We start from the raw sequence: 18,695 nt of genomic DNA on the forward strand, positions 1-18,695 counted from the left end.
CGGGTCAGCCTTCCTTTCCCTCGTTGAGGAGGGGCTTTTCCTTGCCCAGGAAGAAGACCTTGGGACGGGTTCCCAATTCTTCCAGCAAGCGCTGGGCCCTGGGACTGGCGGCCATGCGCGAGACCAGGCTTTCGGGATCGTTCAGATCCCCGAAGATGATGGCCTCCGTCGGGCACGATTGCGCGCAGGCGGGCAGCAGCCTTACGTCCTTGTCGGTGATCTCACGACCATCGATCTTGGCCTGTTCCTTCAGGTTCTTGATGCGATGCACGCAGAAGGTGCATTTCTCCACCACGCCTTCGGGCCGGGTAGCCACGTCGGGGTTCAGGGCCTGCTGATAGGTTTCCGGGAACTCCGGCTCGGTCCAGTTGAAATAACGGCGGGAGTAGGGACAGGCGACCTGGCAGTAGCGGCAACCGATGCATCGATCCCAAACCTGCGCCACGATGCCTTCTTCGGTCTGGAAGGTGGCGTTCACCGGGCAGACCTTCACGCACGGGGGATTATCGCAATGCATGCAAGGGGTGGGGCGCATCTGATCTTCGGCCCCGGCTTCGCCATTGATGGGGAGCATGGTCATCCAACTGATATCCGTGCCGGCTTTGCGGTGCGAATCCCCAGTGGTCGGAACGTTGTTCTCCACCTTGCAGGCCACCACGCAGGCGCCGCATCCCGAGCAGAGATCGAGATCGATGGCCATGCCCCATTTCGGGACCTTGCCCGTGCGGGTGTTGATGTATCCCTTTTTCCCGTCCGGCTTGATTTCGGGGGAGGCCGCGGCAGCCGCCTTGGCCATGCCCGCCAGGGGAAGGGCCGCCAGCATCTTGAGGAAGGACTTGCGGTCCATGCCTCCCAGCTTCTCCCCTTCCGTCGAATTCGTTTTCCGGTTGAACATTTTCATGCCTTTGCGATGCGGACGCGGGTGATGCGATTGGAGACGATGCCGCTCAAGGGATCGAAGTGCGCGGCCATGATATGTTTGGGATTTTCCCCGCGGCCCTTGGCGAACCGGCCCATCTGGGTATGCCCCCGGCCCAACGCCATCAGGACCACGTCGGGGGAGATTTTCTCGCGCAGCATGGCGTAAGCCTTGATCTTGCCGAGCGGGGATTCCACCCATAGGGGATCTCCCTGCCGCAGGCCCACCCGCGCGGCGGTCTCCGCGTTGATCTCGGCCCAGGATAGCCAGCTCTCCGTTCCGGTCAGGCCTTTTTGCAGGCCCGCCAGTTCCACCAGCAATGGGATGTTCTCCCCGCTGCCCTCGGCATAGGTGATGTCCTTATAGGCGAAGAGCAGCAGCGGGAAATCCTTTTCCGCGCCTTCGAAGACGGCGGGCTCGGAATGCGGGAGGCAGGCCTCGGCCAACGCTCCCTTGCCCAGGGATTTGAGGTAAGCCTCGGGAGCGAGCTTGTTGAGGGCCGCGGAACCCGCGATCTTGGCCTCCGCCGCCGAGGAATAGAATTCGAATTTACCGGAAGAGGTGCGGAAGGCGGCCTTCCAATTCTCGGCCGGCGAAGGATCGTCGTTCCAACAACCCACCTTGGCCAGCTTCTTGAGGAAATCCGCCGGATCGTCTTCCACGATGGAGCCGCGTTTGGCGCGGGCGATACCGGAGAGGCGTTCCTCCATGGCCGCCCGGAAATCCTTCCAAGGAAACGCCTCCGCTACCGTACCTCCCAGGTTACGGGCGATCCCAAAAATGGCGTCGCCCGAGTGCTTGGTGCCGTAGAGCGGTTCGACCACGGGCTTGCGGATGCCGATGGTGGCCCGGAAACCCAGGGGAGGGGGCAAAGCCTCTTCCCAGCGTTCCAAGTAGGTATGATCGGGAAGGATCAGATCGGATTCGTACGCGCTCTCGTCCATGAAGGGGGAGAAGCTGACGATGAAGGGGATCTTGGCGAAGGCCTGGCGGAACCGTTCCGGATTATTCCGGCTGAAGAGCGGATTCGCGTAGTAGAGGAACAGGGCTTCCGCCGGGTAAGGAGTTTCCGCCAATACGGATTCGGGAAAAGCGTCCGCGACCGATGAGGAGAAGGGGAAGCGCTCCTTGCCCCGCCCGTCCAAGGATGGTTTCGCCAGCCCCGCGGCGGCGATATCGTCCGGTTTCAGGCCGGCCCAATCGGCCAAGGGCAGATCCCGCCTGGCTACGATGCCTCCCGGCCTTTCCAGATTCCCGAGCAAAGCGTTCAAAGCCAAAACGGCGCGGGCGATCTCGAGCCCGTTCGACGTGGAGAGAGAACGCGCGTCCACCACCACCACCGAAGGCCTCGAGACGTGCAATTGCTCCGCCAGGCGGAGGATGCGCTCCTCGGGAATGCCGGTGCGCTCGGCGGTCGCCGCGGGGGTGTAGGCCTTGAGGACTTCCTGGAAGCGATCGAAGCCTACGGTATGGGCTTCGATGAAGGCTTTGTCGTGCCATCCCTGCTCCACCAGGATATGGGCGAGGCCCAAGGCGAGCACGTCGTAGGTACCCATCTTGCGCAACCGGATCCAATCATCGGCGATCTTGGCGGTGGCGGTGAAGTTGGGATCCACGTGGGTGATGAAAGAGCGGCGGGTGGGATTCCCCCGACGGAACGCGCCGGTGCCGCGGGCGAAATGGATGCCGTTGCAGGTGGATTCGAAAATGCCCGAACCCAGGCTCAATAGGAAGGACGTGTGGTCGGCGTCGTAACCGGGAATTTCCGGCACGCCCATCATCAGGTCCATCGCCTGCACCAGGGCGCCTTCCCCGGCGGCCAGGGGATCGAAAAAATTAGGGGTTCCGTAGGCCGCGCAGAAGCGTTCCAACGTCTCTTTCATGAAGCCGCGCGGCCGGCCGCAGAGTACGGCGAGCTTATGGGCCTCGCCCCGGGAACGCAGCGAACCCAGGCGCTTGGCCGTTTCGGCCAAGGCTTCATCCCAGGAGATCGGTTTCCATTTGCCTTCCCCGCGCGCGCCTTCGCGCAGGAGCGGGCCTTTGATGCGGTCCGGATCGTAGAGGGTGAAGAGACCAGTCTGGCCTTTGGGCCCCAGCTTGCCGTCCACCTGGACGGATTGGGGGTTGCCGTTGATCTTCACGGCGCGGCCTTCGACCACCCGCACCATGATGCCGCAGTTGACCGGGCATTGGGCGCAAGAGGAGGCGATGTTTTTTTCCTCGCCTATGTACCATCCGTCCGCTCCGGGGACGGGGGGCTTATCGCGGGGCAGGGCGAATTCATCTTTCTTTTTGAAGCAGCCGGCGAGCAATCCCGCCGCGCCTACGGCGCCGGATATCTTGAGGAATTTCCTGCGACCGCTTTCCTTGGTGTCCATCAGCGTCCGCCCCTTCTCATTTGTGGCAAGTGGTGCATTCCCACTCCGCCTGCTTCTGCTTGTGGCATGCCGTGCATTTGGACATGGTGAGGTAATTGATGTCGGGGACGGTCACCGGTTGGTTCACCTTGCGCATGTCCCGATGGCAATCCCAGCATTTCATCTTGCCCAAGGCGATATGCGCCCGGTGCGAGAAATAGACGTGGCCGGGCAACCTATCGACCACGACCCACGGGATTTCCTTGCCGCTTTCCAGGTACTCGCGCACCTTGGGCTCTTCGGGATCCTTACCTTGCGGCTCGGAGTGGCAATCCTTGCAGTCCTTGAGCTTGGGAAGGGTGGCATGCACCCCCTTCTCCGCGAACTTGTGGCAGTCCTTGCAATCCATATCCTCGGCCTTGATATGGACCGCATGATCGAATCGCAAGGGCTGCTTGACTGGATCGGGCGCGAGCCCCAGCCGCGAGGCTATCGATGCCCCGGGCCCCGATGCGGCGGCGCCCGGCGTGGCGCCCTTATCGCAGCTGAGGAGAGCTACGGTCAGGGCGGCCAAGGCCATGCCTGCGGCGAGAAGGCTTTTCCAGGATGACATGTCCGACTTCCTTCCCGGCTGCGGGGATCGCTTATTTCTTCTTGGGGACGTCGAACTTCAGATCCGATGCGAGCCATTCGGTGATCACCTTCAGATCGTCCTCGGAGCCCTTGTACTTCTTCTTATGCTTGTGGCCCTCGACCTCGACTTCCTTTTTCAGCCATTTGGCGAACCAGGCCGCATCGTGGTCCTTGCCGACCGCGGAAAGATCCGGTGGATCGATTTTCTTGCCGTTCTCATCCAAGACGGCGTCGTCGTCATCGCCATCCGACTTGACCTTGGTGATCTTGAGGGCGTCGATGGAATGGCATTGCGTGCATTTGCCCTGCTTGAACAGCTTAAGCCCGGCGGCGTCCTCCGCCTTCACGGGCGCGGCCGTCGCGCAGAGCAAGGCGATTCCCATCCCCATCGATGCCAGCGTTAACTTCAACATATTCCTGTCCTCTCCTTCCGCCGGTTCCCGGCTACCACGAATAGCGTTGCTTCGATTCCGCGCTGTCGGGTTTCCCCGTCGTAATCCCAACTAGAGCAAACTTGGATCCAATAATCGGAACGGCATTCGGAAGCGGACCGGTGGCGCTGGCTGGACCGGATTCAAGGTTGCGATCGCGCGCTAGGGCGGTAAACCAGGGGTTGTTCCTGAATTATTGGCAGCGAAGTCGGGGTCCATTTTGCCAAAGTTGCATTTGGGCCCTCCCCGACCCCGGGGAGAAGGAACGGCTGCGACTCCGGTGCGCACCTCTGTTTTCCCGTTGAAATTTCCCTGCGCGGCCGAAGAGCGGTCTGTCGCGAACGGAAGGGCGGAGCGGAATTCCTTGCGGCTTCCCCGCGATCTCACCTCCTCCTAATCGCGAAAATTCAGGATATCGGGATGAGTTCCCATCGGGCCGAAGATGAGAAATCATCCGAATCTCCCCATCCGGCCCTCGCGCTAAAACCCAATTCCAAGCGGTGTTCGAGTGCGTCGCGAAGCCCCGCATTAAGCTCGTAGGAACGAGGCGGAAACGGCTTGGCATAGCAATCGCTTTCTATCGGCGGCAACCAAGGAAGGAGTAACGGTATGCCATCGCGACCCTTGAGCACAGCCCTACTCATTCTCGCATCCGTCTCGGCCGCCGCGCGGGCCGACTACGTGAACGGCGCGGTATCCCTGGGCGGATATGTCCTCGACGCCAAGGACGCTCCCCACGACGGCAACGTCTACCAAATGGAGCGCATCAACGTATCGGCCCTTAAGAACGGCGTCGCCCTGCGCGCTTCCTACGGGTATTCCGATTTCTACGACAAACGCCCCAATACCTACATGAACTCGAACCGCCTCGCTTTGGCCAACGCCAGCTATACCCCGGCGAACATGGGCTGGCTCAGCGTGGCGGCGGGCCGCGACTTCGAACCCATGATTTTCCGCTCCCTCTACTATGACGGGGGCGACTTGCGGCTCCGTTACAACGGAATCGCGACGGCCGAACTGTTCGGAGGCTACGGAGTCCCGACCGTTTACCAAGAGAACGTGGTCGATTTCGATGGCGATAAGGCGCTCATCGGCGGCAAGCTCACCTTCGCCCCCATCTCGGCCCTGGCGATCCGCCTGGACGGCCTGGTCAACGGGACCACGGACGATGGCACGCTGGGAGAGGAAGTACAAGGCAGCCTGGGCGACCGCGTCACCTTGAACGCGAGCTCGGCGTTCCGCCTGGATTCATCGAACTTCTCCCAGGCGGAGATAGCGGCCGTAGCACGGGTACGCAGCCACGACGAAGCCCAGATACGCTACGGCATGATCGACAACCGGATCGACTCCACCCGTACCTACGACTACTTCGTGAACCCCGAACACCAGTACCTGATGGCGGGATACACCCTGGCCGTGAACGAAGAGGCCAGCCTGGCCGTCGATTACGGCCTCATCCAGTACCGGAGATCGGGCGGGCAAAGTTTCGACGCCCGGCTCAACGCCTACGGGGCTTTCCTCAAGGTGGGCAAGGAAATCGGGACCATCCCCAAGGCCCTGGACATGCGGCTCGGCTACGGCGGCACCTTCCAGAGCCGATACCGGATCGACGTCTCTGCCGGCTACGTGAACTACGACGTGGACGACCAGAATACGGACCTGCGCGCCTACGACTTTTCCCTGCAACCCACCCTCCTCTTGCCCCGCGGCCTGGAAATCACCGCGGCCTATGAATTACTCCACAACCGCCTTTACGACCGCGACCATCGGTTCTTCTTCGGCGTAAAGGAAAACTTCCACCGGGGGCTCTCCAAATGAAGCGGATGACCTGGTCCCTCGCTGCGGCCTTGCCGACCCTGCTCTTAGGCTTGGCCCGGGGCGAAGAGGCCCACCAATTCTCCCACACCCAGCACGTGGTGAAGGAAGAATTGCAATGCTCCGATTGCCACGCCAAAACGATGAACTCCACCACCTTGGCGGGGGCCCGCGTGGGCCTTACCCTCCAGGCCTGCGAGAAATGCCATAGCGATGATTCCGCCTTCGCCACGCCGAAGCCGATCGTCATGAAGGATTCCGCCTTCCGGATCGTCCGGATGGAAGACCCGACCCTCAAGTTCGATCATAAGGCCCACGTCACGGCGAAGGTCCAATGCACGGCCTGCCACGGCCAATTGGTCGCGGGCGATTCCTCCGCCCAAGGCGCGCCGAAGGTGAACCTGCTGACCATGAAGAACTGCATGGAATGCCATATGCAGAAGGCCGAGGTCGCGTGCCTAAGCTGCCATACCAAGACGGAAAAGCCCCTGACCCACATGAGCGCGGTCTGGCTGAAGAGCCAGGGCCACGGGCTGCAAGCGAACCTGGGCAAGGACTGCTCCATGTGCCACGACCAGGGAGCGGTCACCACCTGCGAGGAGTGCCATGCCGGCACCGACGCCCGCAAGGTGCATGGCCTCAATTACCGCTTCAACCATGGCGCGGACGTGCGGTTCCACAAGATGGATTGCGCGACCTGCCATGCCCCTCTCGATCAATTCTGCGCGGATTGCCATGAAGGCAAGGGAAAGGCAGCGAGGTGAACGTCATGCGAATGCAATTGACCCAGCCGTTGACATGCGCGCTTCTGATGTTGGCGGCCTGTAGCAGGATGGACGATACCGCGAAACCGGCCGAATCGTGCGACCTGTGCCACACGGCCCCCTTAAGCCGGGATGCGGTGCATCGTATGCACTTGAGCGTCCGCGCCGTGGCCGATTTCCCCTTCGCCGACACTTCCGCGGCCGCCAAGATGGGATTCGTGCAAAGCGCCACCGATACGACTTACCGTATCAAGGCGGATCCCGGCTTCAAGTTCGTGAGCGACAGCGCCAAGAACCAGGCAATGCTCGATCAGCAGACCCGGCTTCTCGGCTACGGCATCCAATGCTCGGACTGCCATAAGGGAGTCGACGCCGGATACGTCCGCAACGACGACGCGACCCACCGGAACGGGAAAAAGGATCCGTCCTTCAACGAGGATGCCTTGCTCGCGAAGCACTACGATGCCTCGGACACGGCCCATTACCTGGCCTCGGCCCCGCGCATGTCCTTCGATGGAACGAATTGCAGCAACATCGCCTGCCACGGAGCGGGCCGTAAGTCGCTCAAGAAGGTCGAATGGCGGACCACCGCAGCGCTCAGCGATACCCTGTCTTGCATGGCCTGCCACGACACCCGCAATCATAACGTGGGCGTGAGCTGCGAACAGTGCCATCTGGACGTGACCCTGGATGGCAAAACCATCCATAACTTCCGGAAGCATCTCAATGACACGATCAGCTACGGGATCCGGAAACTCTGATGCAGGTCGAACGGTTTCCTTACAGGAGAAGCGAACAATGAAAAAGCTACTGGTATTGATTCTCGCAGGGGTGACCGCGATGATCCTCCTGACCGGATGTAACGTCAAAGACGGCGTCGCGGGGCCTCCAGGCAAGGACGGCACCAACGGCGCCAACGGCGCGGACGCGAGCTTGTCCTGCCTCAAATGCCATACCGATTCCAACTTCGCGGTGAAGACAGATCAGTACAACTTTTCCAAACATTCCTTCGGGAACACCCGCGCCCGTGGCGAGGCGAACCGGTTCTGCGCCCGGTGCCATACCAACGAGGGTTTCCAGGAGATTACCTGGAACGGCATGCCGTGGGCGGCCGCCGAAATCCCCGATGGCACTAAGATCCAGTGCGAGACCTGCCATAAGATGGCGGGATTCGATTTCTCGCAGGACACCATCAACGCCATATTGCGGACCACCGATCCCGTGAAGCTGAATTACAACAATCAATTCACCCTGGCCGGGTGGACCACCCAGAAGGCCACCGACTTCGCGCAGGGCGGCTCCAAGGTGAACAACCTTTGCATCACCTGCCACCAGATCCGAGGCTCCACCTCCTTCGAGTACACGGATACGGCCGCGGGCAAGCTCGTGACCAAGTCTTTCACGCAGATGGCGTACTTCCCGTTGGGAACGGCCATCCTCCCCGGCGACACCGCGACCGTCGCCAAAGGCAACCTCAAGCAGCCCACCGATTCCGTCGCCTACATGGCGGGCCGGAGCTTCTCGGTGCATGACGGCAACCAATCCAACGTCTTCTACGGCATCAACGGCTACGACTTCGGTTCGCCCATCTCCACCGCGCCCCGGCACCATGGGAAAGACGACTGCACCGAATGCCATATGAACGCGTGGGATTCGACGACCCATACCGGCGGCCACTCCCTGATCATGAACGTCAAGGATGAGGCCTGCGCCGCCTGCCATACGAACCTGGAGGATACGTTGAAATTGACCCAGGCCGTCGTCGCCGCCAAGATCACCGAATTGGGCGAAGCCATGGTGAAGCGGAAGATGGCCAAGAAGTCCACCAACGCCACCACCGGCGTGGTCTCCTACACCATCCTCGCCACCCACGATTTCTACGGCAAGCTGTACTCCAACAACCCGGCCGACTCCGCGGTGACTTATGCCGGCTTGACCACAGCCAACAAGACCGATACCGCGCTGGCCATCATCAAGTACATCAATATGGTTACCTATGCGAAGGACCCCGACCTGAAAAACCGTATCGGCCGCAAGTGGACCTACGGCGAATTGGGCGCGGCCTACAACTTCGGGTTCATCAACTCTGAGCTGACGAAGGGCGCCCACAACGACGAGTACACGAGGAAGCTCTTGCAAGCCTCCATCGATTGGCTCGCCGCGCACCCTTAAGGGAAGCCTCCCTCCCCGGCCCTTTCCTGGAGGGCATACGGGGAGCCTCGAGGAGGGAAGCCCCGGCCGAGGTATTCGGCCGGGGCTTTTTGTTGACCATTACCCTTGCGACTTGGCGGATTTCAGGGCACGTTCGACCCGGGTCTCTTCATCCGGTTGGCCCTCGTCGAGACGATTGAAGTCGCCCCGCAGCGCCTTCAAGGCGATGCGTTCGCGGTTGATTTCGCGCTGCGTACGGATGCCCAGGCGGCGCATGAACAATACCGGCGGGGCCCACCCGAACAGGGCGAAGGCCAGCAACATGGCCCCGGCTATGGCGGACATCGCGGTAAGCCTGCGATGTATGGTCGTTCCGAGTATCAACCCCACCCATACGAAGCTTCCGGCGCCGGCCATCAGGGCCCGCTCGACCGGCCATTCGGAATCCAATTCCATGAGACGGCGGCTGATGGCGGACGGATCCGATTTCGCATACTTGCGGACCGATTCGCGGATCCCCTTGTCGATGCGCTCCAAGTCCTGCTTAAAGGTAAGGCGTCGAATGCGATCCGGTTCGGGTTCTACAGATGCGTCTTCGAGTCGGTTGAAAGATCCCTGGTTCTGGGCAGGCGAGTTCGATGGCATGGGTCCCCCTTTTTTTTGGCTCCCCTGAAAATCGGTAATGCGGGGCCGGTAGGGTAGCGAATCCCAGCCAGTTCACGTCCTGACCCGGGAATTGGGCCGCCCCGTCTCGCCTCCTTGCCGATGCTGCTTCCGGTCCGCTTCTTGCTCAATCCTGAAGGAGGTCAGGCAGACAATGGGATATCATGGCGCAAAACCCTTTTTCCGAACCCGGTCCGCCCTCCTTATTGATTTCGACTTATTGGCGGCCGCGCCATTTTGGCGCAAGCCCTGAAATAATGTCAGGAACGTCGGCTTAATCCCGGAGAAAGCGAACCGAAATGAACACCAGCGACAAAAACTCCGCCCGCAAACGGCCCGCCCGCATCAGCAATGCCGCCCGACTGCGCATCTTCATCGGCGCCGGCCTGTTCCTGTCGGCCGCCATCCTGGTCACGAGCTGCCGGGAAGACACCAAGAAGCACAGCTTTACCGAGGTGAAGGGTTTCAACACGCCGGTGCAGAGCCAGGATATCTCCCTGCCCGCCACGCCTTCCGAAGCCCCCCCGGACATCCCGGCCCATGCCGGCTTGGCCGGGAAGATGGGCGACGGCGCGGCGATTCCCGATATCCCCGCCCATGCCGGCCTGGCCAGCAAGGCTGCCGCCGGCGCCGCCGCGCCCGCAGCCGCATCCGCCGAAGCGTCGGCCCATCTCGCCTGGCAATTGCCGAAGGGCTGGACCGCCCAGCCGGGTTCGGGCATGTACTACGCGATCATCAAGACCTCGTCCGATGCCTCCGCCAGCGAAATCGGGGTGCTCTCCCTGCCCGGCGAAGCGGGAGGGTTGCAGGCGAACGCGGAGCGGTGGATGGGCCAACTGGGCCTGAAGAACTCGGCGGATGAAGTTTCATCCCTGCTCTCCAATTCCCGCCGCTTCAAGAGCACGGGTAACCTGGACGTTACCCTGCTCGATTTCGCTTCCGCCGTGAAGGGGGACGACGCCTCCAGCATGATGGTCGCCATCGCCAAGCCGGCCGGCGACTCTTACTTCATCAAGATGGTCGGGAAGAAATCGGTGTTGGCCAAGCACCGGCAGGAATTCGCCTCCCTCTGCAACACGCTGGTGTACGAATGAACGTCCCCATCCCCCGCCCCGGCCTGCGGGGCATGTTGCCTAGGCTCGCTTCCTTGCGCATCTCCGTGATCTGCATCGCGCTCCTTTTCATACTCACGGCCTGGGGCACGGTCTACCAGGCCGAGCACGGCCTGTATGCGTCCCAGACGCGCTTCTTCCATTCCTGGTTCTTCCTGGTTTGGGGGGTGATCCCCTTTCCGGGGGCGCAAGCCGTCATCCTCGCGTTGTTCGTGAACCTATTGGCTTCCATGGTCTTCCGGGTGAAATATTCGCTCGGGAACCTCGGCAACGTCGTGACCCATGCCGGCATCCTGTTCCTGCTGGTCGGCTCATTCATCACCTACCACTACGCGCAGGAATCCTACCTGCCGTTGGCGGAAAAGGAAGTCTCCAACGTCTCCCTCGATCGACGCGTCTGGGAGCTCGCCGCCTGGCAGGAGGCCGGGGCCGAGAGGAAGGTAACCGCCGTGGAACTGGGCCCGGACCAGGCGGGCCGGGAAATCGATTTCAGCGAGTACGGCCTCAAGGCGGTCGTCTCCAACTATTACCGCAATTGCAAGCTGGAGGAAGGCGCGGGCGCGCAGGCCGGATCAGTCAAACTCTCCCCCCGAAGCCCGGCCCAGGATCCGGAGGACAATACCGCCGGCGCCGTTCTTCGGGTCGGGAAGACGGATGGGAGCGAGCAAGAAGTCCTTCTCTACGGGGGACAGGACGAGCCCGTGCGGGTGGCGTCCGGCAACGGCGCGGTCCGCATCGCCTTGCGCCAGCAACGGCATCCGCTACCGATGACGATAAGGCTATTGGACGTGCGCAAAAAAGATTACCCCGGCACCGGCATCGCCCGCAGTTACGAAAGCGACGTTGAAGTCGAGAGCGATGGCGTGACCTTCAAGACGCGCATCTACATGAATCATCCTCTCCACTACAAGGGCTTCATCTTCTACCAATCCTCGTACGCCGCGAACGCGCAGGGCAGGGAAACCTCCGTCTTCGCCGTAGTGGAGAACCGGGGCCGGCTCGTCCCTTACATCTCCGGCGGACTGGTATTCGGGGGCATGGTCCTGCATTTCCTGATGATGCTTTTCGGATACGGGAGCCGCCCGGGGGGCAAGGGCTCCGCGGACTTGAACGGTTCCGCGGCCTCGACCCGACGCGGCCAGGGCACCCGCAAACTCGAGGTCATGAAATGAAAATTGGAAACTTCCTAGCGGCCCTGGCTGTCCCGCTCTTGGCCGCTTTCACGCTTGGCGCCGCCGCCGATGTCCCGCTGGACGCCTTCAAAGCCCTTCCCATCATGGATGGCGGCCGGGTCAAGCCGCTGGACACCTATGCCCGCGCGACCTTGCTTCAACTCAGCTCCAAAAGCAGCTACCACGGCAAACCCGCCATCGCCTGGCTGGCCAAGCTGATGTTCGATCCGCGGGGGGCCGTGGACGATAAGGTTTTCCGCATCAACAATCCCGAAGTCGCCTATTCCTTGGGGATAGAACCCCAGTCCGACAGCCGCTATGCTTTCGCCCAATTGGGCCCGGCCATCGACAAGCTCTTCGAACTCGCCGAGGCGGCGTCCCGGGTGGATGAGAAACAGCGCACGCCGGTGGAGTCCGAGCTGCTCCGGGTAGCGAACAACATGAACCTGTACGTCGCGGACATGAACGCGTTTTCCTTCTGCTTCCCGAGCCCGGAATTCCGGGTCGATACGGCCACGGCCCGGGCCTTGGGCCTGGAAGCGAAGACCGGGCCCTACAGCTATATGGATCTTCGCTCGCATATGGGGGCCATCGGCATGATGGTGCGGCCCCTGATGGGCGGGGAAGGCGGACCGGGCGGCGGTCCTTTCGCCGGCCCGAGCGGCGGCCACGGAAAGGATCCCGCCTCCTGGACTCCCGCCGAGCAGGAAGCCATGCGCCTGTTCCAGACCTTCGCCAACTGGAGCGAACATTATCGCCAATACGTTTTCCCGCTCGTCCCTCCCGGCGAAGGCCGCGAGGAAATGTGGCAAAGCCCTTGGGACCTGGTCTCGCGGCCCAATATGGATTCGGCCTACCGGGCCGCGGTGGCCGATCTCGGAACCATGGGGCGAAGTTACGCGGCGGGACGGCCGGACGAGTTCAATCAGGCCGTGATCCGCTTCGCCGGCTTCGTGGCGGCCCGGAACCATGGCGCGTCTAAGGAGAATTCGCGCAACCTGGAGCTGTTCTATAACGCTTTGGCCCCTTTCTATCTCGCGAAGATCCTCTATGGCTTCGCCATCCTCGCGTCCTTGATCGCGATCATGGCCATGCGGCGTTGGACCTATTGGCCGGGGGTCGCGCTCTTGGCCGCCGGCGTCGCCGTCCATGCGACGGGCATCGGCCTCCGGGTCGCCATCGGCGGACGGGCGCCCATCACCAACCTGTTCGAGACCTTCCTTTTCGTGGCCTGCGTGGGGGCCATGCTCGGCCTGGCCCTGGAGTTCTACAACCGCAAGGCTTTCGGGATCCTGGTGGGATCGATAACCGGGTTCCTGGTGCTCATGCTCTCCGGCCGTTACGATACCGACGGCGATACCATCGGCGTATTGGTGGCGGTGCTGAACTCGAATTTCTGGCTTTCCACCCACGTCGTCACCATCAGCCTGGGATACGCGGGCTTTTGCATGGCCGGGGTGCTGGGCCATCTTTTCATCATCCAGAAGATCGTCAACGATCTGAACCAGGAAAAGCTGGACGCCTTGACCCGCATGACCTACGGCGTGCTCGCCTTCGGGCTCATCTTCGCCCTGATCGGAACCGTGTTGGGCGGGGTCTGGGCGGATCAGTCCTGGGGACGCTTCTGGGGCTGGGATCCGAAGGAGAACGGGGCTTTGATGATCGTACTCTGGGGCATCTTGCTGTTTCACGCCAAGCCGGCCCGCCTTATCGAGGATTTGGGAATGGCGGTAGGTTCGGTGCTGGGCATTATCGTGGTCATGATGGCGTGGTTCGGGATCAATCTGCTCGGGGTGGGCCTGCATTCCTACGGCTTCACCTCGGGAGTGGCCACGGCCCTCTCGACCTATGTCGCCCTCGAAACCGTCTTTTTGGCCGGGTCCTTGTACCTGATCAAGCGCAAAGAGATAAACCAGCGCCTTTTAAGCCACCCTTCTTGAAAAGCCACCCTTCCTGAAAATCGCCGGCGTCGGGCCACCTTGGCTCGCTACGCCGGAAACCCAACGGAATAGCGACATTTCGGGGAAGTAGCGCGTCCAAACCTCGGGCGAGGCGGAACCGGGTCGCTTTTTCCCAATTTTCATACCCGCATGAGCTCAAAGTTTTGAAACAACCACGAGTCTGCAAATGACCCATGCCCGATAGGCGGCGGCCAAGCGGGGATGATGCGAGGATCCGGATTGCTACTTTTCCATGATGGCCTTTCCCGCGTCGGGGAGAATCCGCCTAAGCCGTCGCGAATGCCCAATTGCGGCATCGAACAAAGGGACAACGTAAATGTGGCTATGGAATAAGCTTTCCCGCCTTTCCAATTTCGGAATGTTGGGGATCGTCACGCTCGTGATTTTTTGGGCCTGCCAGGTTACCCAGGACACCGGGCACACCTATTTGAACATCGCCGTGGATAGCTCCTTCACGAAATACGACAAGGTGACGGTCGTGGTGAAAGACAACCTGACCGGCGCGCTGGATACGGTTTTCGATAAGCATCTGACCGCCATAAGCCAGTTGAGCAAAATCCCGGATGATAACTACCAGGGCCAAAAGGTCAGCATCACGATTACCGGTTTCCGGAACGGGCAAATCGCCTATCAAGAAGTGCGTCAGTACGACGGACAGAATCCCGGCAGTACCACGGTCGTCGTCGTCGACTCGGTGGTGGCGGTGGACTCGGTGCGGTTATCGGCCCATAGCCTCATCCTGAAAAAAGGCGGGCCTGCCAAGGAGATTTCCGCCGCGGTGCATCCCGCGAACGCCATCCAGGGCGTCCTATGGAATTCGACCGACGAGAACATCGCCACCGTCGCGCCGAAGGCCGGCGACGCCACCCATGCCCTCGTAACGCCGGTGGCCTTGGGCCCGGTCATGATCGTCGTAACTTCGCAAAAGGATCCGACCAAAACCGATACGCTACAGGTTACCGTCGTGGATAGCGGGGTCCAGGCTTCCTCCAACGCCAACCTCTCCGCCCTGACGATTTCGGCAGGCACTTTGGACAATCCGGCCTTTAGCCCGCAAGCCCGCGTTTCCGGGACGACCGTCGCCAATTCGATCGCCACCATCGCCATAACGGCCACGGCGGAGGATCCCGCCGCCCATCTGATCATCAACGGGGCAGCGGCGGCATCCGGCGTTCCCTCCGCTCCCATCGCCCTGAGTGTCGGCGTGGATTCGATTTTCGTGGTGGTGACGGCCCAGGACGGCACCCTGAAAACCTACGCGCTCGCCATCACCCGGACGGCCAGCTCCGCATCGAACAACTTGCTCTATGCTTTGACCGTCTCGACCGGGCCGCTGACCAATCCCGTCTTCAACTCCAATAACCGGGTCTCCGGAGCCATCGTCCCCAATAGCGTGGATTCCATTACGGTGATCGCGACCTTGGCGGATACCCTCGCCCGCCTGACCATCAATGGAACGGCGACACCCACCGGAACGCCCTCGAGCCGCATTCCCCTGGCCGTGGGCTTGGACTCCATCTACGTCGTGGTCACGGCGCAGGACGGCACCCAGCGGACCTATGCCATCGGGATCACCCGCGCCGCCGCCAATGCCCATGCCAACGCGAATCTGGCGGCCCTGATCGTGTCCGCCGGCCCGTTGAACGCTCCCGCCTTCAGCCCCGCGACCCGGGTTTCGGGAGCGGCGGTGGCGAACAGCGTCTCGTCCACCACGGTTACCGCGACGGTGGCCGATACCACCGCCCGCATCAGCATCAACGGAATCCCGGTGGCATCGGGAGCGGCGTCCGGGGCCATTGCCCTGGACGTGGGCGTGGATTCGATCTTCGTCCTGGTCACCGCCCAGGATGCCTCGCAAAAAACCTATGTGATCGCCCTGACGCGGGCGGGGGCGCCCGGCGGCAACGGCAAGCTGGCGACGCTGACCGCGTCGGCTGGCGCCTTGAACGCCCCGGCCTTCAACCCGGACAGCCGCGTATCGGGCGCGGCGGTGGCGAACAGCGTCACCTCCACCACGGTGACGGCTACGGTGGCGGATACGAGCGCGCGCCTCACCATCGGCACGACCCCGACGGGCGGGACCGCGACGGCTTCCGGCGTGGCCTCGGCGGCCATACCCCTGGCGGTGGGCGTGGATTCCATCTACGTCGTCGTGACCGCGCAGGATGGCTCCAAGAACACCTACGTCGTCGCCATCACGCGGGCGGCGCCGGGCATCAGCAACAACGCGAAATTGTCCGCCTTGACGGTCTCCGCGGGAACCTTGAATGCGCCCGCCTTCAACGCCGCGAACCGGGTCTCGGGCGCCGCGGTGGCGAATACCGTCACGTCCACGACCGTGACCGCGACGGTGGCGGACACGACGGCGCGGCTGACCATCAATGGGGTCGCGACGGCCTCGGGCGCCGCCTCTGCGGCCATACCGCTGGCCGTAGGCGTGGATTCGATCCTGATCGTGGTGACCGCGCAGGATGGATCGAAGAACACTTATGCGATCGGGATTACGCGCTCGGCGCCTAACGCCAGCTCTAACGCCAATTTGTCCGCCTTGATAATTTCGGCGGGAACCTTGAATGCGCCTGCCTTCAGCGCCGCGACCCGGGTCTCGGGCGCGGCGGTGGCCAACAGCGTCTCGTCGACGACGGTGACGGCGACCGTGGCGGACACGACGGCGCGCGTCACCATCAACGGCGTTAGTACGGCCTCGGGCGTGGCTTCGGCGACGATACCCCTGGCCGTGGGCGTGGACTCGATCTTCATCGTGGTAACGGCCCAGGATGCCACCCAGAAGACCTACGCAATCGGCATCACCCGGGCGAAAAGCGCGAATGCGAATTTGTCGGCCTTGATCGTTTCCGCCGGGACATTGAACGCTCCGGCTTTCAGCGCCGCCAGCCGGGTATCGGGCGCGGCGGTGGCGAACAGCGTCTCCTCCACTACGGTGACGGCTACGCTGGCGGATACGAGCGCGCGCTTGACGATCGGCTCGGCGCCGACCGGCGGGACCGCGACGGCATCGGGCGTAGCCTCGGCGGCCTTGCCTCTGGCCGTGGGCGTGGATTCCATCTACGTCGTGGTGACGGCGCAGGACGGCACCAAGAACACCTACGCTATCGGCATCACGCGGGCGAAAAGCTCCAACGCCAAATTGTCCGCCCTAACCCTTTCTGCCGGAGCTTTGACCAACCCGGTCTTCGATCCGACCAAGCGCGTGTCCGGGATGGCGGTGGCGAACAGCGTCGCCTCCACTACGGTGACAGCTACTCTTGCAGACACGAGCGCGCGCCTGACCATCGGCACGACCCCGACGGGCGGGACCGCAACGGCTTCCGGCACGGCTTCGGCGGCCATACCCTTGGCCGTGGGCGTGGATTCCATCTACGTGGTCGTGACCGCGCAGGACGGCACCAAGAATACCTACGCCATCGGCATCACCAAGTCCGCGTCATCGGACGCTACCTTGGCCACCTTGGCGGTCACTCCCGGCAGCATCACGCCCGCGCTTACCGCGGGGACCACGGCCTATACGGTCAATTACACCACGGACTCCACGATTTCGGTGAAGGCCACCCCGTCGCAAACGGGAGCCGTCATGACTTGGAACGGGACTGCGCTGACGGCGGGGGCCTTCAGCACGGCGATTAAGGTGGGCTATGGATCTACACCATTTAATTTGGTGGTAACGGCACCGGATGGCGTCACCAAGCTGACTTACGTCGTGACGGTCATCCGGGTTGACAATGTCCCGCCCAACGCTCCATCCGTCACTCCGATGTCCGCCAGGGTTTACCTGGCCACACCCAGATGGCTCTGGGCTTCCGGGGGCAACGGCGGAACCGGGAACTACCGGTATAAGTTCGACAACCCGGACCTTTCCTCAGGAGCGACCCTCGTGACGGGTACTTCCGTTACTCCCACCCTTCTGGATGGACCGCACACGATATACGTTCAGGAGCAAGACGCGGCCATGAACTGGTCCCAATCGGGAAGCGCTTCGACCTTCGTGATGTTCGGGCCCGCATCCTGGTATAAATTTGATAATTCCGATTACACCGATCACGGGTTCAACAAGAACAACGGGACCGCCACGTCGGGAATTACCTTGGTTAGGAGCCCTGGCGGAACTCCGAATGGCGCAGCCCAATTCGACGGGATCGGGGCCCTCATCAATCTCGGAATCCCGAACTTTCCCACTACCGACGATAGCATTACGCTTTCCTGTTGGATGTTGACAGATATCAATTCGAGCGGCTACGCCTTTTGGGGCCAGCTTTCCGTACTGGGAAATACGAATCCGGATGAGGTTGTTGGGGTGGTTTCCGCGGACGGCATCGGAAGCCGAATCGCCGAATACCCCCTCGCTACCCCCCAAACCTGGATCCATGTAGCTGTCACGTTCAATGGAAAGGGAATGGCCGTTTTCGTCAATGGCATCAATGACGTAGGAGTCGCCGATTACATCGGAAGTCCGTTCGTGGTATCCAGCACTATTGGAGGCGGGAATGGTCGCTATTGGATCGGCACCTTGGACGACGTCCGGATATACAACCGGGTTCTGAGCGCCGCGGAAATCTCGGCACTTTCGAATAGCCCCCCATGATTGAGGCCACCCCTCGCGAATGATCGCGAGGGACGTTGTCAGGGAAACGTCCCTTCGCGGTAAGCTTGCGCCGGTCCAGGGAGAACCGTGGCATCCTGTCCAAGGATTCCGGGCCGG

At 61.9% G+C, this 18,695-nt stretch carries 13 protein-coding genes; 8 read left to right on the forward strand and 5 right to left on the reverse strand.

Annotated features, from left to right (window positions below; genetic code table 11):
• Positions 1-4: 4 nt before the first annotated feature.
• The 4 genes from JF616_12440 to JF616_12455 form a co-directional block, all read right to left on the reverse strand.
• A complete protein-coding gene (locus JF616_12440; GenBank protein ID MBW8888557.1) occupies positions 5-796 on the reverse strand; it encodes a 4Fe-4S dicluster domain-containing protein in 792 nt (263 codons plus the stop codon).
• A 101-nt stretch (positions 797-897) separates the two neighbouring features.
• A complete protein-coding gene (locus JF616_12445; GenBank protein ID MBW8888558.1) occupies positions 898-3,297 on the reverse strand; it encodes a molybdopterin-dependent oxidoreductase in 2,400 nt (799 codons plus the stop codon).
• Positions 3,298-3,313: 16 nt separating this feature from the next.
• Complete coding sequence (locus JF616_12450; protein MBW8888559.1) at positions 3,314-3,889, reverse strand: cytochrome c3 family protein; 576 nt, start codon at positions 3,887-3,889, stop codon at positions 3,314-3,316.
• A 31-nt stretch (positions 3,890-3,920) separates the two neighbouring features.
• Positions 3,921-4,322, reverse strand: coding sequence for a c-type cytochrome (locus tag JF616_12455; protein MBW8888560.1), 402 nt, complete (start codon positions 4,320-4,322; stop codon positions 3,921-3,923).
• Between the two features lie 627 nt (positions 4,323-4,949).
• Between JF616_12455 and JF616_12460 the strand changes: the two genes are divergently transcribed.
• Genes JF616_12460 through JF616_12475 form a run of 4 tightly spaced genes read left to right on the forward strand, consistent with a single transcriptional unit; the run spans position 4,950 to position 9,091 of the window.
• Positions 4,950-6,158, forward strand: coding sequence for a hypothetical protein (locus JF616_12460; protein ID MBW8888561.1), 1,209 nt, complete (start codon positions 4,950-4,952; stop codon positions 6,156-6,158).
• Positions 6,155-6,919: a hypothetical protein gene (locus JF616_12465; GenBank protein MBW8888562.1), complete on the forward strand. Its 765-nt coding sequence runs from the start codon at positions 6,155-6,157 to the stop codon at positions 6,917-6,919. The genes JF616_12460 and JF616_12465 overlap by 4 nt, the downstream gene beginning before the upstream one ends.
• Entirely contained in the window at positions 6,916-7,680 is a 765-nt protein-coding gene (locus JF616_12470; protein MBW8888563.1) for a CxxxxCH/CxxCH domain-containing protein, read from the forward strand. The genes JF616_12465 and JF616_12470 overlap by 4 nt, the downstream gene beginning before the upstream one ends.
• A 37-nt stretch (positions 7,681-7,717) precedes the next feature.
• Positions 7,718-9,091 carry a hypothetical protein gene (locus tag JF616_12475; GenBank protein ID MBW8888564.1) on the forward strand — a complete coding sequence of 458 codons (1,374 nt, stop codon included), beginning with the start codon at positions 7,718-7,720 and terminating at the stop codon, positions 9,089-9,091.
• Between the two features lie 99 nt (positions 9,092-9,190).
• On the opposite strand, the gene JF616_12480 is transcribed toward JF616_12475, so the two are convergent.
• Positions 9,191-9,715 carry a DUF2892 domain-containing protein gene (locus tag JF616_12480; GenBank protein ID MBW8888565.1) on the reverse strand — a complete coding sequence of 175 codons (525 nt, stop codon included), beginning with the start codon at positions 9,713-9,715 and terminating at the stop codon, positions 9,191-9,193.
• Positions 9,716-10,032: 317 nt separating this feature from the next.
• Here JF616_12480 and JF616_12485 point away from each other — a divergent pair, with 317 nt between their 5' ends.
• The 4 genes from JF616_12485 to JF616_12500 all read left to right on the forward strand — a co-directional run bounded on the left by JF616_12485 (position 10,033) and on the right by JF616_12500 (position 18,578).
• On the forward strand, positions 10,033-10,827 hold the full coding sequence (locus JF616_12485; protein MBW8888566.1) for a hypothetical protein: 795 nt from the start codon (positions 10,033-10,035) through the stop codon (positions 10,825-10,827).
• Positions 10,824-12,017 carry a cytochrome c biogenesis protein ResB gene (locus tag JF616_12490; GenBank protein MBW8888567.1) on the forward strand — a complete coding sequence of 398 codons (1,194 nt, stop codon included), beginning with the start codon at positions 10,824-10,826 and terminating at the stop codon, positions 12,015-12,017. Before JF616_12485 ends, JF616_12490 begins: the two co-directional genes overlap by 4 nt.
• Positions 12,014-13,957: a cytochrome c biogenesis protein CcsA gene (gene ccsA / locus JF616_12495; protein ID MBW8888568.1), complete on the forward strand. Its 1,944-nt coding sequence runs from the start codon at positions 12,014-12,016 to the stop codon at positions 13,955-13,957. The genes JF616_12490 and ccsA overlap by 4 nt, the downstream gene beginning before the upstream one ends.
• 337 nt (positions 13,958-14,294) lie before the next feature.
• Positions 14,295-18,578 carry a cadherin-like beta sandwich domain-containing protein gene (locus JF616_12500; protein MBW8888569.1) on the forward strand — a complete coding sequence of 1,428 codons (4,284 nt, stop codon included), beginning with the start codon at positions 14,295-14,297 and terminating at the stop codon, positions 18,576-18,578.
• Positions 18,579-18,695: the final 117 nt, after the last annotated feature.

The sequence above is a fragment of the Fibrobacterota bacterium genome (assembly GCA_019509785.1).
Taxonomy (GTDB): Bacteria; Fibrobacterota; Fibrobacteria; order UBA11236; family UBA11236; genus Chersky-265.